This window comes from Pseudobutyrivibrio ruminis CF1b, assembly GCF_000424005.1.
GTDB classification, from domain to species: domain Bacteria; phylum Bacillota; class Clostridia; order Lachnospirales; family Lachnospiraceae; genus Pseudobutyrivibrio; species Pseudobutyrivibrio ruminis_C.
Genome location: NZ_AUJB01000008.1, coordinates 102,893 through 117,699 on the forward strand (window position 1 = coordinate 102,893; position 14,807 = coordinate 117,699).

General features: G+C 39.8%; 18 protein-coding genes. All 18 read left to right on the forward strand.

Features of this window, described 5'->3' with window-relative positions:
- Position 1: 1 nt before the first annotated feature.
- The 18 genes from G592_RS0102765 to G592_RS0102850 all read left to right on the forward strand — a co-directional run bounded on the left by G592_RS0102765 (position 2) and on the right by G592_RS0102850 (position 14,797).
- Positions 2 to 250 (forward strand): sulfurtransferase TusA family protein, encoded by a 249-nt coding sequence (locus G592_RS0102765; RefSeq protein ID WP_028246459.1) that lies wholly within the window; start codon positions 2 to 4, stop codon positions 248 to 250.
- On the forward strand, positions 250 to 567 hold the full coding sequence (locus G592_RS0102770; RefSeq protein WP_028246460.1) for a thioredoxin family protein: 318 nt from the start codon (positions 250 to 252) through the stop codon (positions 565 to 567). Before G592_RS0102765 ends, G592_RS0102770 begins: the two co-directional genes overlap by 1 nt.
- A 20-nt stretch (positions 568 to 587) precedes the next feature.
- A complete protein-coding gene (gene thiS / locus G592_RS0102775) occupies positions 588 to 794 on the forward strand; it encodes a sulfur carrier protein ThiS (protein WP_028246461.1) in 207 nt (68 codons plus the stop codon).
- Positions 794 to 1,624, forward strand: a complete 831-nt coding sequence (gene thiF, locus G592_RS0102780) for a thiazole biosynthesis adenylyltransferase ThiF (RefSeq protein WP_028246462.1) — start codon at positions 794 to 796, stop codon at positions 1,622 to 1,624. The genes thiS and thiF overlap by 1 nt, the downstream gene beginning before the upstream one ends.
- Positions 1,621 to 2,049, forward strand: coding sequence for a M67 family metallopeptidase (locus G592_RS0102785; RefSeq protein ID WP_036951630.1), 429 nt, complete (start codon positions 1,621 to 1,623; stop codon positions 2,047 to 2,049). Before thiF ends, G592_RS0102785 begins: the two co-directional genes overlap by 4 nt.
- Positions 2,050 to 2,066: 17 nt before the next feature.
- The gene (gene hemC / locus G592_RS0102790; RefSeq protein ID WP_028246464.1) at positions 2,067 to 2,972 is read left to right on the forward strand and encodes a hydroxymethylbilane synthase; all 906 of its coding nucleotides are present in this window, start codon (positions 2,067 to 2,069) and stop codon (positions 2,970 to 2,972) included.
- 4 nt (positions 2,973 to 2,976) lie between these two features.
- Entirely contained in the window at positions 2,977 to 4,482 is a 1,506-nt protein-coding gene (gene cobA, locus G592_RS0102795) for a uroporphyrinogen-III C-methyltransferase (RefSeq protein ID WP_036951633.1), read from the forward strand.
- A gap of 1 nt (position 4,483) precedes the next feature.
- Positions 4,484 to 5,107, forward strand: coding sequence for a precorrin-2 dehydrogenase/sirohydrochlorin ferrochelatase family protein (locus G592_RS0102800; RefSeq protein ID WP_028246466.1), 624 nt, complete (start codon positions 4,484 to 4,486; stop codon positions 5,105 to 5,107).
- A 99-nt stretch (positions 5,108 to 5,206) separates the two neighbouring features.
- On the forward strand, positions 5,207 to 5,557 hold the full coding sequence (locus G592_RS0102805; protein ID WP_028246467.1) for a type II toxin-antitoxin system Phd/YefM family antitoxin: 351 nt from the start codon (positions 5,207 to 5,209) through the stop codon (positions 5,555 to 5,557).
- Positions 5,557 to 5,919 (forward strand): type II toxin-antitoxin system RelE family toxin, encoded by a 363-nt coding sequence (locus G592_RS0102810; protein ID WP_028246468.1) that lies wholly within the window; start codon positions 5,557 to 5,559, stop codon positions 5,917 to 5,919. Before G592_RS0102805 ends, G592_RS0102810 begins: the two co-directional genes overlap by 1 nt.
- Before the next feature lie 161 nt (positions 5,920 to 6,080).
- On the forward strand, positions 6,081 to 7,010 hold the full coding sequence (locus G592_RS0102815) for an ABC transporter substrate-binding protein (protein WP_036951636.1): 930 nt from the start codon (positions 6,081 to 6,083) through the stop codon (positions 7,008 to 7,010).
- 23 nt (positions 7,011 to 7,033) lie between these two features.
- Positions 7,034 to 7,795: an ABC transporter permease gene (locus tag G592_RS0102820; RefSeq protein WP_028246470.1), complete on the forward strand. Its 762-nt coding sequence runs from the start codon at positions 7,034 to 7,036 to the stop codon at positions 7,793 to 7,795.
- Complete coding sequence (locus tag G592_RS0102825) at positions 7,795 to 8,568, forward strand: ABC transporter ATP-binding protein (protein WP_028246471.1); 774 nt, start codon at positions 7,795 to 7,797, stop codon at positions 8,566 to 8,568. Before G592_RS0102820 ends, G592_RS0102825 begins: the two co-directional genes overlap by 1 nt.
- 31 nt (positions 8,569 to 8,599) lie before the next feature.
- The gene (gene cooS / locus G592_RS15480) at positions 8,600 to 10,702 is read left to right on the forward strand and encodes an anaerobic carbon-monoxide dehydrogenase catalytic subunit (RefSeq protein WP_036951907.1); all 2,103 of its coding nucleotides are present in this window, start codon (positions 8,600 to 8,602) and stop codon (positions 10,700 to 10,702) included.
- A 139-nt stretch (positions 10,703 to 10,841) separates the two neighbouring features.
- Complete coding sequence (locus G592_RS0102835; RefSeq protein ID WP_028246472.1) at positions 10,842 to 11,225, forward strand: hypothetical protein; 384 nt, start codon at positions 10,842 to 10,844, stop codon at positions 11,223 to 11,225.
- A gap of 10 nt (positions 11,226 to 11,235) precedes the next feature.
- Positions 11,236 to 11,538, forward strand: a complete 303-nt coding sequence (locus tag G592_RS0102840) for a hypothetical protein (RefSeq protein ID WP_028246473.1) — start codon at positions 11,236 to 11,238, stop codon at positions 11,536 to 11,538.
- Positions 11,539 to 11,865: 327 nt separating this feature from the next.
- Positions 11,866 to 12,699 carry a BglG family transcription antiterminator LicT gene (licT, locus tag G592_RS0102845; RefSeq protein WP_028246474.1) on the forward strand — a complete coding sequence of 278 codons (834 nt, stop codon included), beginning with the start codon at positions 11,866 to 11,868 and terminating at the stop codon, positions 12,697 to 12,699.
- Positions 12,700 to 12,868: 169 nt separating this feature from the next.
- Complete coding sequence (locus G592_RS0102850) at positions 12,869 to 14,797, forward strand: beta-glucoside-specific PTS transporter subunit IIABC (protein WP_028246475.1); 1,929 nt, start codon at positions 12,869 to 12,871, stop codon at positions 14,795 to 14,797.
- Positions 14,798 to 14,807: the final 10 nt, after the last annotated feature.

The window sequence follows — 14,807 nt, forward strand, 5'->3', positions numbered from 1 at the left end:
AATGGCAGATGTAATTGAATTTGATGAGAAGATTGATATCACTGATAAGGTTTGCCCTTTGACTTTTGTAACTGCAAAAGTTGCAATCGAAGAGCTTGATGATGGTGAGGTTTTGGCAATTCGCCTTAATGATGGTGAGCCAGTACAGAACGTACCTCGTTCATTTAAAGAGGATGGCCATCAGGTACTTAAGCTTGATGACAATGGCGATGGCACATATACACTTTATGTGAGAAAGGTAGAGGAATAATGGCAGAGAGAATTTACGCTGATGATTTTCAGGCAAAGGTTTTAGATAGTCCTGTTCCAGTGCTAGTAGATTTTTACTCTGATTCATGCATTGCCTGCAAAAAGCTTGCTCCTACACTTTGCGATGTGGAGGAAGATTACGAGGGCAAGGTAAGTGTATTCAAGGTAAATACAGGCTATGACACAAAGCTTGTTCAGGAATATGAGATTTTAAGTAATCCTACATTGATTTTTTTTAAGAATGGCGAAGCTGTTGATCGACAGATTGGTGCTAAGGATTATGACGAGTTAACTGACTGGATTGATGGTCTAATTTAGTAGTAAAGGAGAATGGAAAAATGACAATTACAGTAGCAGGAGAGAAAAAGGAATACAAGGATGGACTTACACTTCCTGAGCTTATTGAAGCAGAGAATGTAGAGACACCAGAGTATGTAACAGTATCTATTAATGATGAGTTTATTCTTACAGAGAATAAAGCTACAACAGTTTTAAATGAAGGTGATTCAGTAGAGTTCCTTTACTTCATGGGAGGTGGACAGTAATGGCTATGACAGATCAGCAGATTGAGCGTTATAGTCGCCACATCATCCTCAAGGAGGTAGGAGCCAAGGGACAGAAGAAGCTTCTTAATGCAAAGGTCCTTATCATTGGTGCTGGCGGACTTGGAGCACCAGCTGCTATGTATTTGGCAGCAGCAGGTGTTGGTAAAATCGGTATCGTAGATGCGGATGAGGTAGATTTATCAAATCTTCAAAGACAGATTATTCACTCTACAGCTGACATTGGAAAGCCAAAGGTGAAGTCTGCAAAAGAGACTATGAATGCAATGAATCCAGATGTTGAGGTAGTTACATATCACAAGTTTGTGGATTCTACAAATATTAGAGAGTTAGTTCGTGAATACGATTTTATAATTGATGGAACAGATAATTTCCCAGCAAAATTCCTTATAAATGATGCATGTGTAATGGAGAAGAAGCCATTTTCTCACGCTGGTATCATTCGCTTCAAGGGACAGCTTATGACTTATGTTCCTGGGGAAGGACCATGCTACAGATGCGTATTCAAAAATCCACCACCAAAGGATGCAGTGCCTACATGTAAGCAGGCTGGTGTTATTGGTGCTATGGGTGGTGTTATTGGCTCACTTCAGGCTATGGAGGCTATTAAGTACATTGTAGGAGTTGGTGAGCTTCTCACAGGAAAGCTTCTTACATATGATGCAGTAAATCAGGATTTCAGAAAGATTAAGCTTCCAGGTGATACATGCAAGTGTCCAGTTTGTGGAGCAAATCCAACTATTACAGAGCTTATTGATTACGAGCAGGTTGTATGTGAGGAAACTGCAGGACGCTTTGAGGCAGCAAGATGATAATAAGAATTGACTACAAATTATACGATGAGCTGGCAGCCTATGCCAGAGAACATCTTCCAGAGGAGGCCTGCGGTCTTATCGCAGGCACCGAGGAGGATGGTGAAAGACTAATCAAAAAAGTATATTTTTTGGAAAATATTGATCATGCTAATGATCACTTTACTCTTGATCCAAGAGAGCAGATGGAGGCAATAAAGGACATGCGCTCATTAGGTTTAAAGCCTCTAGGAAACTGGCATTCTCATCCTGAGTCGCCATCAAGACCATCTGTTGAAGACATCAAATTAGCTTTTGATTCAAAGGCAAGTTATATGATATTATCATTGATGTCTAAAGAAGCTGTTTTTAACAGCTTTCACATTGAAAATGGCGAAGTGACAAAAGAGGATTTGAGAATCATTTCGGAAGAATATTATTATTAATTGCCATAGGAGATTTCATGAAAATTAGAGTAGGAACCCGAGGTTCAAAGCTGGCTTTAGCTCAGACAAATTATGTAGTGGACAGGCTTAAGGCGGCTTTCCCTGAAAATGAATATGAAATAGAGGTTATTACTACTAAAGGCGACATCGATTTATCAAAGCCCTTGGATGCCATTGGTTCCAAGGGACTTTTTGTAGATGAGATAGAAAATGCTTTATTAGCTGGTGATATACAGATGGCGGTTCATTCCATGAAGGATATGCCTGACACTCCAAAGGAGGGACTGGTATTTGCTGATTCCTGGACAAGAGAGGATGCCAGAGATGTATTGATTCTAAGAAAGGCAACATCTTTGGAAGAGCTTCCACAGGGAGCAAATATTGCCACAGGAAGTAAGAGACGTTCATATCAGCTGTTAAAGCTTAGACCAGATATTAATATTTGTCCTATCAGAGGAAATATAGATTCCAGAATTAGAAAGCTTTATGAGGAAAATCCATGCAAGGAAAGATTGGATGGCATTATCCTTGCAGCTGCTGGATTAAAAAGAATTGGATTGGAAGAACATATTTCCCAGTATTTTAATGTGGAGGAGATGATTCCAGCTCCTGCACAGGGTACACTTGTAATTGAAGTGGCAGAGGAGAATAAAGAGCTTTTAAATATCGTAAATACGTTAGCAGATGAAGAGACAAAAGAAATTACTTTTCTTGAAAGAGGTTTCTTAAAAGCCATTGGCGGAGATTGCCATCTCCCAGTTGGAGCTTATGCAGAAAAATCCGAGGATGGATATACTCTTAGAGCTTTATTTGGTGATGAGTCAGGAAGCAAGCTTGCTACTACAGTGGTAAGGGGCAAAGATGCCAACCAGGAATTGATAGATAAAGCTGTTGCTGAAATAAAGGCACAGCTAGGTGAATAATGTAATGAGTACAAACAGAAAAGTAGCTTTAATCGGAGCAGGTCCAGGTGATTTGGATCTGCTCACTTTAAAAGGAAAAGAATATTTAAGAAAAGCAGATTGCATCATATATGACAGACTTTGCAATAAAAAGATGCTAGAGCTTGCCAGCTCAAAGTGCGAAATGATTTTTGTGGGTAAAGCCAATCATCATCATACTTTGCCACAGGATAAAATCAACGAGCTGTTGTTTGAAAAGTCAAAGGAATATGATTTTGTAGTCCGACTCAAAGGTGGTGACCCATATGTTTTTGGCAGAGGTGGCGAGGAAGCTCTTTATCTAAAGGAGAGAGGCGTCTTGGTGGAGATTGTTCCTGGTGTCAGCTCATCCATAGCAGCACTTGCTGATGCTGGTATTCCTATTACACATAGAGGATTGGCTAAGGGATTTCAGGTTATCACAGCCCACAGTCGAAAGGATGAGCCTACTAACATCGATTTTACCCAGCTTATGGATGAAGATGTCACACTTGTTTTCCTTATGGGACTTGCTCATGTGGGAGAGATAGCAAGGGGCTTGATTAACGCTGGAAGAGCAGCTGATACAAAGGTTGCTGTTGTTTCAAATGGAACCACAAATCACCAGCGCAAGGTAGTTGGAACACTTTCAAATATAGATAGTCTTGTTAATGAAGCAGGTCTTGAATCACCATCTATTATTGTAGTTGGAAAAGTAGTAGGGCTTGCAGATGATTTAGACTTCTTTGAGAAACGTCCTTTCTTTGGTAAGAGATTTTTCCTTCCAAAGATTCAAAGCTTTAATTATAAACTTGAAACAGGGATTACAGAGATTTTATACAACGAGCTTGAAGAAAGACTTGAGAAAGATGGTGCTGAGGTTGTTACAGTTGTCACAGGTAAGATTAAGCCAGTTGAGTGTGATTTAGGATTTTTGGAATTAGCCACCACGGGAGACTATATCGTATTTACCAGTGGTAATGGAGTCCGCTCTTTCTTCTGGAATCTTTTTGAAAAGCAGGGAAGAGATATTAGGGCGGTATCAAACTTTAGATTTGCTGTTGTAGGAGAAAAGACAGCAGCTATATTACGAGAGTTTGGCATTGTAGCCGATTTAATTCCTGAAAAGCAGACAGGTGCAGAACTTGCAGAATTACTTAAGAAAAATGTTAGCGAAGGTGTTGCTATAAACTGGCTTTGTGGAAAAGTCCAGTCACCAGAATTTGAAAAGACTTTGGGTGATGATTATTTATTGAACAAGATAATCTGCTACGAGAATGTACAAAATGAGCTTACAATTTCTGATGAGCTTAAGGGAGACATTCGTAAATGCGATGGAGCAATCTTTACAAGCGGAAGCAATGCAAAGGCTGTAGAAGGTCTGAAATTACCAGACAGAGTATATTCTATCGGACCAAGCTGCACAGCTGTCTTAAAAGGTCAGGGCGTGAATGAGGTGACGGAGGCTGTGGATGCTTCTTATGATGGAATAATAAATATATTGAGGTACTAATATGGCATATTTCCCAATGTTCATAGATTTAACAGACAGTGACTGCCTAATCATCGGCGGTGGACAGGTGGCCTATAGAAAGGTTAAAGTCCTTTTGGATTTTGATGCCAGGGTCACAGTTATTGCTAGGGAAGTATCTCCAAAGATTAGAGAAATCGCTGGTAAGAATAATAATTTACAAATAGAAGAGCGTCAGTTTGAAGACTCTGATTTAAAGGGGAGAAAGCTTGTTGTAGTCGCTACAGATGACAATGATTTTAACAGTTTTGTATCTGAAAAATGCAATGAGGCCAACATCCCAGTAAACGTTGTTGACGATCAGGAAAAATGTTCCTTTATTTTTTCATCATATGTGAAAGAGGGGGACCTTGTAGGAGCATTTTCCAGTAGTGGAAAGAGTCCAGTGCTCACCCAGTATCTTCGAGATAAGGAGAAAGAAGTCCTTACGCCTAAGCTTGGAGAAATAAATGATCTTATGGGACAGTGGAGAGCACAGGTAATAGACGTACTTCCTAATGAAGCTGAAAGAAAAGAAGTTTTTCAAAGCATCCTTAAATATTCTTTGGATAATGATAATTTACCTACAGAAGAAGAGATAAAAGTAATTATAAAGGAAAGAGTTTGACTGAAAGGTCAAACTCTTTTTGTTTAAATAATATATAATATATTGATTAAAATTTAAACTGATATTATAATATAAATATAAATTAAAGGAGGTATTCCTATGAGTGTAGCTTTTGCAGAGTTTACTGAACAGTTAGTTCCTATATCAGATTTTAGCCAGGGGAAGGCAGGGAAAATTTTTGCTGATGTTGCTAATAACAATAAAGAATACATAGTATTAAAAAATAATCAGCCTACTGCTGTAGTTATTTCTGTTGAAGAGTACAGGAGAACCCAGAAGAGGATAAAGGTCCTTGAAACATATTTAGAAAAGCTTGAAGATATGTTTTTGTTAGCCAAGGCTGAGGAAAGAAAAGATAGTCCTACTATTCCATTTGAAGATGTTGTAAAAGAAAGCGGTTTCACCATGGATGAATTAGAAGCAATAATGGACGAGGTGGAAATTGAGTAGTGAGTTGGAAGATTAAATTTTCCCTTGAGGCTAATGAGGAATTACAGAAAATAGATAATAGTATTAAGAAACAGGTTTTATCCGGAATTGCTAAAGTATCCAAATCACCACTACCTCATCCTAATGGTTATGGAAAGCCATTAGGGAACAAAAATGGAAATAATCTAACAGGATTCTTTAAAATAAAGTATAGAGGAATAGGAATAAGAGTTGTTTATACATTGGTTATAGAACATCAGATAATGAATATAATAGTCATATCCGCTAGAGATGATAACTATTGCTATGAAATGGCTGCTCAGATATACAAAAAATATGGTGATAATATCTTTAAAGATATATTTGATGATTTTAATTCTTGAAGTGATATAAATTTATAAAATGGCCGGCTATTAATAAAGTTGATAGCTGGCTATTATTTTTATCTATTTTAAAACCCATTGACATAGTAGGTAATGGTATATATAGTAATTACAACATATGTTAAACGAAACAGTAAACGGCACAACTTAGGAGAATAACTATGAAAAAAATACTATTACCAGCACTATTGTTAGTTTCAGCATTGGCACTTACAGGCTGTGGAAATAAAGCCAAAGCCAACGAATCGGTAGAGACAGTTAAAATTGCTTATCTGCCAATCACACACTCTTTAGCAGTTCTTGAGGAAGCAAATCAGCTTCAGGCAGCAAATGAAAATATTAATGTGGAATTAGTTAAATATGGCTCGTGGCCAGAGCTTTTGGATGCGTTGAATTCAGGTCAGGTAGATGGCGCATCAGTGCTTATTGAGCTTGCAATGAAGTCAAAGGAAGAGGGAGTTGGTATCAAGGCTGTGGCTCTTGGACACAAGGATGGAAATGTAATTGTAGTTTCAAATGATGTGAAGGATGGGGCAGATTTAAAAGGAAAAACTATAGCCATTCCACATAGACAGTCCTCACATAATATTCTTGTAAATCTGGCATTAGAGGAAAATGGACTTTCAATTGACGACATCAACGTGGTAGAGCTTGCTCCAACTGAGATGCCATCTGCACTTGCAGCTGGAACTATTGATGGCTACTGTGTGGCTGAGCCATTTGGAGCTATGGGAGTTTCCATTGGGGCAGGCAAGGTTCTTTATGAGTCAAAAGAACTTTGGGAGGACAGCGCATGCTGCGCACTTGTTTTAACTGATAAGTTCATTGATGAGAGAGCAGATGTTGCAAAGGAATATGTAGCAGCATACAAGGATGCAGGCAACAGCTTAGACGAGACAGAAGCTAAGAATATAGCAAAGGAATATTTGAACCAGAAGAATGATGTTTTAGATATATCTCTTCAGTGGATTTCTTACGATGACCTTGAGCTGACAGAGGATGTTTACGAATCCCTTGTAGAAAAGGTAAAGGCATATGGCTTAAGTGATAATCCGCCAGCTTATGAAGATTTTGTACTTAGCGATTTTTAGACAAAAATAAAGGGCGAATAACAATGAAAAAAATATTATCAGCAAGATATGTTGTCGTATCGATTTTAATTCTTATAGCCATCTGGCAAGTATTATTTCTTGTAAGTGATTACAGTGAGGCTTTATTTCCATCTCCATTTATGGCTTTCACAGCCTTACTGGAGATGATAGCCTCAGGGCAGCTGCTCACATCTATTATTACCAGCATGAGCAGATTCATAATAGGCTATGGCCTGTCAGTGATTGCAGCGGTTTTACTTGGACTACTTCTGGGAAGCCTTCCAGAGGTTTTCAAATATATTAATCCAACTCTACAGCTGCTGAGACCAATTTCACCTACAGCATGGATGCCATTTGTGGTACTGCTTTTTGGAATAGGTGATGTACCTGCTGTTGTAATCATTTTTATAGCAGCGTTTTTCCCAGTATTACTTTCCACAGTATCATCCGTTGGAAACATCGCACCTATTTACTATAAGGTGGCAGATAACTTCGGAGTGAAGCAGCCACTTCTTACCTGGAAAATTGTTTTTCCTGCAGCATTCCCTGGTATCGCAAATGCGATACACCTTGCATTGGGAAGTGCATGGATTTTCCTTGTAGCAGGTGAGATGGTAGGTGCCCAGTCAGGACTTGGCTATCAGATTATCGATGCAAGAAATAACGTAAGAGCTGATATTTTGCTGGCGACAATTTTTGTCATTGGAATTATTGGTCTGGCTTTGGATTTCATCTTAGGTCAGGTGGAAAAGCTTATTCTTAAATCATGGGGAGGTGGAAAATAGTGGCATATATTCATATTGAAAATGCAGGAAAAACCTTCCTACAGAATGGGCAGGAGTTTACGGCTCTTTCAGATGTAAATCTTGATATCGAAAGAGGTGAATTTATTTGTCTTCTTGGACCATCGGGATGTGGAAAGAGCACATTGTTAAACGCCATAGCAGGATTTGATCCTGTAAATAAGGGGAGTGTTTCTATAGATGGAAATGAGGTGAAAAATCCTTCCATAAACAATGTCACCATCTTTCAGAATTATGGACTTCTTCCATGGCGAACAGTTCTAAAAAATGTAGAGCTGGGACTGGAATCAAAGAAAGTGCCAAAGTCTGAGCGTGCCGAAGTAGCTAAGAAATATCTTGAAATGGTAAAGCTTAGTGAGTTTGAAAACAGCTTTCCACATCAGCTTTCAGGTGGTATGCAGCAGCGTGTAGCTATAGCAAGGGCATTGGCGGTGGAGCCTGAAATAATATTTATGGATGAGCCTTTTGGCGCACTTGATGCTATCACAAGAATGAAGCTTCAGGATGACATTCTTGATATATGTAAGGAAGAAAAGAAGACAATTATTTTTGTAACTCATGACATTGAAGAGGCCGTTTATCTGGCTGACCGAATCGTGGTTATGACACCAAATCCTGGCAAAGTAAAGGGTGTTATTACAGTACCTCTTCATCATTTCAGAGACAGAACCAGCGGAGATTTCCTGTTGGTGAGAGATAAGATTTTTGATTTGCTTAACATGAAGACAGAAGAATATATCGAATATACGATTTAAAATGCACTAAGTAAAAGGAGAGAATAATACAATGAGTCACACACATGAGCATTCACATGAACACTGTCACAGCCATTCAAGAAGCAGTAAAGGTTTGGAGCATATTCACTCACACAGAAACCTTATTGGTTTTGATGAGCATGGAATTCCAACAGTCACTTTAAAGGCCAGCGACCATGGCGGAGAGAGCAGTCCAGAGGATTTCACAAGAGATTATATGAACGCTGTCCAGGAATACAGAAAGACATTCCCATCAAAGCAGGATGTAATAGATCAGACTCCAGACCCAGCAGTAAGAGAGATGCTTCTTAGAATGGAGCAGCTTGGAATTGACACAACCTTTGACAGATTTGATGCTCAGAAGCCACAGTGTAACTTTGGCTTGTGTGGCACCTGTTGTAAGGTCTGTAATATGGGACCTTGTCGTATCACTCCAAAATCGCCTAAGGGAGTCTGCGGGGCAGATGCAGATTTGATTGTGGCAAGAAATCTACTTCGCTCTGCGGCAGCAGGAGCAGCTCAGCATGGAATGCATGCTCGTGAGGTTATGCTTGCTCTTAAGAAGGCCGCTGAGGGAGAGCTTGATATTCCTATTTTAGGAGAGCAGAAAATCAGAGCAACAGCCGAAGCCTTTGGAATCAGACAGAAGAACAGACAGCTTAAGAATGTTGCAAAGGATTTAGCAGATGCTTTGCTTGAAGATTTATCAAGAACAGTTCCAGCTGAGTACAAAACAATTTCAGCATGTGCATTGCCTGAGAGACAAAAGACTTGGGAGGAGCTTGATATTCTTCCTATCAGCGCATATCACGAGGTGTTTGAGGCTTATCACAAGTCGGGTTGTGCCACCGATGGAGACTGGAAGAGCATCATGCAGCAGTTCTTACGCTGTGGACTTGCCTTTACATTCTCTGGCGTAGTTGGTGCATCCATCGCCACTGATTCACTTTTTGGTGTAGGTGACAGAGTTACTTCAAAGGTAAATATTGGTGCCCTCGAAAAGGGATATGTAAATATTGCTGTTCATGGACATTTGCCTCTTCTTGTAAGCCAGATTGTGGCCGCAGGCAAGAGAGAAGATTTGATCGAGCTTGCAAAATCTAAGGGAGCAAAGGGAATTCGTTTTTACGGTATTTGCTGCTCTGGACTTTCAGCTATGTACAGAGACAGTGGTGTTATTCCTCTTTCAAATGCCGTATCAGCTGAGCTTGTTCTAGGCACAGGAGCCCTTGATTTATGGGTAGCTGATGTGCAGGATGTATTCCCATCTATTATGGATGTGGCAAAGTGCTTTAAAACCACTGTTATCACCACAAGTGATTCAGCAAGACTTCCAGGAGCTGAAAGATATGAGTATGATCATCACCACAGTAACATTGGTCAGACAAAGGAGCTTGCAGAAAAGATTGTAAGACGAGCTATAGAAAGCTTTGAAGATAGAAAAGGAATTCCTGTGTATATTCCACCATATGAGGTAGAGGCTGAGGTAGGTTTCTCTGTAGAATACGTTCACAAGAGATTCGGAAGTATGAAGCCTATTGCTGAGGCAATCAGGGATGGAAGAATCCTTGGCGTTGTAAACATGGTAGGCTGCAACAATCCAAAGGTGCTTTATGAGAAGTGTATTGTTGATGTGGCTGACGAGCTTTTAAAGAATAATGTCCTTATCATCACAAATGGATGTGCATCCTTCCCACTTATGAAGCTTGGATATTGCGCTATTTCAGGTAAGGAAAAGGCAGGAGAGTCCTTAAGAGAATTCCTTGAGCCTGATTTACCACCAGTATGGCACGTAGGAGAGTGCATCGATAACACCCGCTCAAGTGGTATTTTTGCAGGCATAGCAGGAGAGCTTGGCGAAGATATGTACAAGCTTCCATATGCATTCTGCTCACCAGAGTGGGGTAACGAGAAGGGCATCGATGCAGCACTTGGCTTCAGACTTAATGGAATCAGCTCATACCACTGTGTAGAGGCACCTATCTACGGTTCCCAGAATGTAATAGAGTTCCTTAAGCATGGCACACAGGAGCTCCTGGGTTCCACAATGAATGTAAATACAGACCCAACTGAGTTGGCTAAGAAGATTGTGGCTGACATGAAAGAGAAGAGAAAGCAGCTTGGATGGGACTAATAGAACTGAGATGTGCTATTCCAGAACGGAATGGCAAAACTCTTTTTATGAATGTCCAAAGGTCATATTTTACTTCCAAATACACTGGCCTTATTGGTATACTTCACATTGGAGTTTTAAATAATAAGGAGGTACAGACATGGCTTGTTTTACAGTGCCAGCAGGCGAGGCAGTAGTTACTACTATAGTTAAGAAGGTAATCGATAAAAAGGAGATTAAGGAAGGAACATCTACACCTAAGAATGGTATTCCATTTTCGCGTAAGCTTAAGTGGCTTTCAAACCTTCTCTGGGGTGGTTCTGTTCTTTTGGCATATGAGCATGTATGGCATGGAGAGGTAAAGCCTTTCTTCCCATTTCTTACAGCTATGGAAAATCCAGCAGACAAGGCAGAGATGCTTCATGAGATGGGTACAGTAGGTGTTGGAATGGCAGTATTGGTTACTGCAGTTTGGATTGGAATTTGCGTAGCTGCTGACGTTATTGTTAAGCGTCCAGTTTCAAGCGCAAAGGCTTCAAACTAGGAGGTGCGTCATGACATTATTGCTTACAGTATTTGCTGCAATCGTAACAACAATTCTCTGGTACAACAGAAAGAATAATGATATGCAGCTTCATGTATTAATGTTTATGTTCTGGGGAGCATCACTTATGTGGTTTGTAGATGCTATTGCAGAGTACACAGAGCTTGGTGCAGATTATTTTGCACCTGCAGTAGAGGATATGATTAATGATAGCTTCCTCGGATTTTCTGTTATTGCATTTGCACTTATCATCTGGGTGGTGTATTTGCTTATCAAGGATCCTAAGGGCGTAGTTAGAAAGTCTATTTCATAGTATAAATTGGCTCAGGGTATTTAGCTCTGAGCTTTTAATTTGTGTTTAAAATGTGAAGTTTTTGTGAAACATATACAAAATAGCCAAACTTAAATTAACGAAAACGTCGAAATTGTATATGAGGTATTTACAAAAACAGGAATTAACTGTAAAGTATCTCTTGTAAACAAAACAAGTTCGGATTGTTACTGTAAGGCAGGCAAGACTGAATCGCCCAATTTATTTATAATCACTAGTGATTATGTTATTATCTTTCTTAGGTAATGTGTCGTGGGGCTGATTCGGTCATTTTTTTTATTTTAAATTTTTTAGAAAGAACTACTAAGAATGAAGATTAAAAAGATTTTAAATAATAATGCAGCCTTGGCGGTGGATGACAAGGGAAACGAGGTAGTTTATACAGGCTGTGGCCTCTGCTTTCAAAAGAAAAGCGGAGACAAGCTGGACGAAAGCAAAATTGAAAAGACTTTCGTCATGGAAAAGCCTAGTGAGCAGTTCATGAAGCTGGTAGCTGAAATGCCTTATGAGCAGATTCAGGTAGCTGATGAAATTATCACATATGCATCTACTAATCTTGGTAAGAGACTTTGCAATAATATTTACATCACTCTTACAGATCACCTTGGCTTTGCCATTGAGCGAAGCAAGACAGGGACAGTTCTTAAAAATAAACTCCTTTGGGAGACTAAGAACTACTACAAGATAGAGTATAGCATGGGCTTGCATGCCCTTGATATTATCAAGGACAAATTGGGAGTTGAACTTCCAGAGGATGAAGCAGGGTTCTTTGCACTGCACATCGTAAATGCGGAGTTAGATGGTAATATGCATCACACCATGGAAGCTCCAGAAATTATTGATGATATAGTTAGCATCGTTAAATTCACATATAACTCAGAGTTAGATGAAGGAACATTTTCATATGAAAGATTCATCACTCATCTGAAATACTTTTTACAAAGAGCGGAGCGTAGTGCTTACTACGAGCCACAGGATGAAGAGTTATATGAAAGTATAAAAAAGAGATTTCCAGACGCATACAAATGTGCACAGCGCATTCAAAGCTATATGGAATCCAGATTTCCGCAGGAGATCACGGACGAAGAGATGTTATATCTCACAGTTCACATCTCACGAATAACAGAAAGAGCAAAAGCTTAGGATAGTTACGGCGATAGAGTCGGCTAAACCTGTACTTTAGTTAAGAAGTGTCTACATGTAGATACTTAAACTAGGTGCAGGTTTTTTTATTGGTACTTTTCAGGTCAGTGCGCAGGACCTGTAGAGATATATTTAATTAAATTTAGGGATTTATGAAGGAGAAAAGAAAATGGCAAGCAAGTATGATGGCTTGGCTCGCATCATTATCCAGAATGTGGGCGGAAAAGGAAACATTAAAAGTATTACACACTGTATCACACGTCTTCGCTTTAAGTTAAAGGACGAGAGCAAGGCAAACACAGACATTCTTAAGAACACAGACGGTATCGTAACAGTTATCCAGTCTGGTGGACAGTATCAGGTAGTAATTGGAAATCACGTACCAGACGTTTACGACGTTGTATGTGAGCACGCAGGAATCTCAGGAGCAGCTCCTGTTGCAGATGACGGCCCAGCTGAGAAGATGAGCCCTGGTGCAGCTCTTATCGATATTATTTCTGGTGTATTCCAGCCACTTCTTTCAGTATTATGTGCAGCTGGTATCATCAAAGGTTTACTTGCAGTTTGGTCATTCGTGGCTAGCAGCTCATTCGGCATTGATGTAACAACATCAGGTGCTTATGAAATTTGGAACGCAGTAGGTGATGGTTTCTTCTATTTCTTACCAATCATCTTAGGTTATACAGCAGCTAAGAAGTTTAAGTGCAGCGAGTTCATCGGTATGGCACTTGGTGTTGGTCTTACATATCCAAACATGGTAGCTCTTAAGAGCGCTGAGGTTCTTGGAACAGTATTCGCTGGCACATCATTCAGCATGGATTACATGACAGACTTCTTCGGAATTCCAGTAATCATGCCAGCTTCTGGTTACACACAGTCAGTAGTACCAGTTGTTTTAGCAGTTTACATCGCAGCTAAGCTTGAGAAGTTCTTCAAGAAGAGAATTCCAGATGTAATCAAGACATTCATCGTTCCTCTTTGTGTACTTGGTATCATGATGCCACTTACATACTTAGTAATTGGACCTATCGCAACAGTAATTTGTAACTGCCTTACACTTGTATTCGGTGGATTATATAACATCCCAGTTGTTGGTGGAATTATCGCTGGTGCACTTATCGGTGCTTTATGGCAGGTACTTGTTATCTTCGGTTTACACTGGGGTCTTGTACCACTTGCAATGATCAACTATGGAACACTTGGATATGACTTTATCCTTTCTCCATACTTCTGTGTATCTTTCGCACAGTCAGCAGTAGTACTTGGTATGATTCTTAAGACAAAGGATCAGAAGCTTAAGGATATTGCTATCCCAGCATTTATCTCAGGTTTATTTGGTGTAACTGAGCCATGTATCTATGGTATTACACTTCCAAAGAAGACACCATTCGTTATCTCTTGTATCGGTGGTGCAGCAGGTGGTATCATTACAGCAGTTGCAGGCGTTAAGTCTTACACAATGGGTGGTCTTGGATTATTCGGACTTCCATGCTATATTGATCCTAACACAAACAGCCTTTACAGCATGATTTGGGTTATCATTTCAATCCTTGTAGCTGCAGCAGTAGCATTTATCCTTACAATGGTTACATATAAGGATGAGGCTCCAGCAGCAAAGAAAGAGGTTAGCTCTTCAGCATCAGTTAACGGTGAAGTTCTTGTAGCTCCAGTAAAGGGCGAGGTTAAGCCATTAACAGAAGTTTCTGACGCAGCTTTCTCTTCAGAGGCAATGGGCAAGGGTATTGCAATCGTTCCTGTAGAAGGAAAGGTTTACGCTCCAGCAGATGGAACAATCACAGCATTTTTCGCAACAGGTCACGCTATCGGTATCACAACTGATAAGGGTGCAGAAGTAATTATCCACGTAGGTATGGACACAGTTCAGCTTGAAGGCAAGGGATTCAATCCTGTAGCTAAGCAGGGCGACAAGGTTAAGAGAGGCGATCTTCTTCTTGAGTTCGATATCGATCTTATCAAGGAAGCAGGTTACTCTACAGAGACACCTATCGTAATCACAAACTCTGGTAAGTATTCAGATATCATTCCTACAGATGCTGCATCAGTAGAGAACGGTAACGAGTTAATCACATTACTTTAATCACATGTTC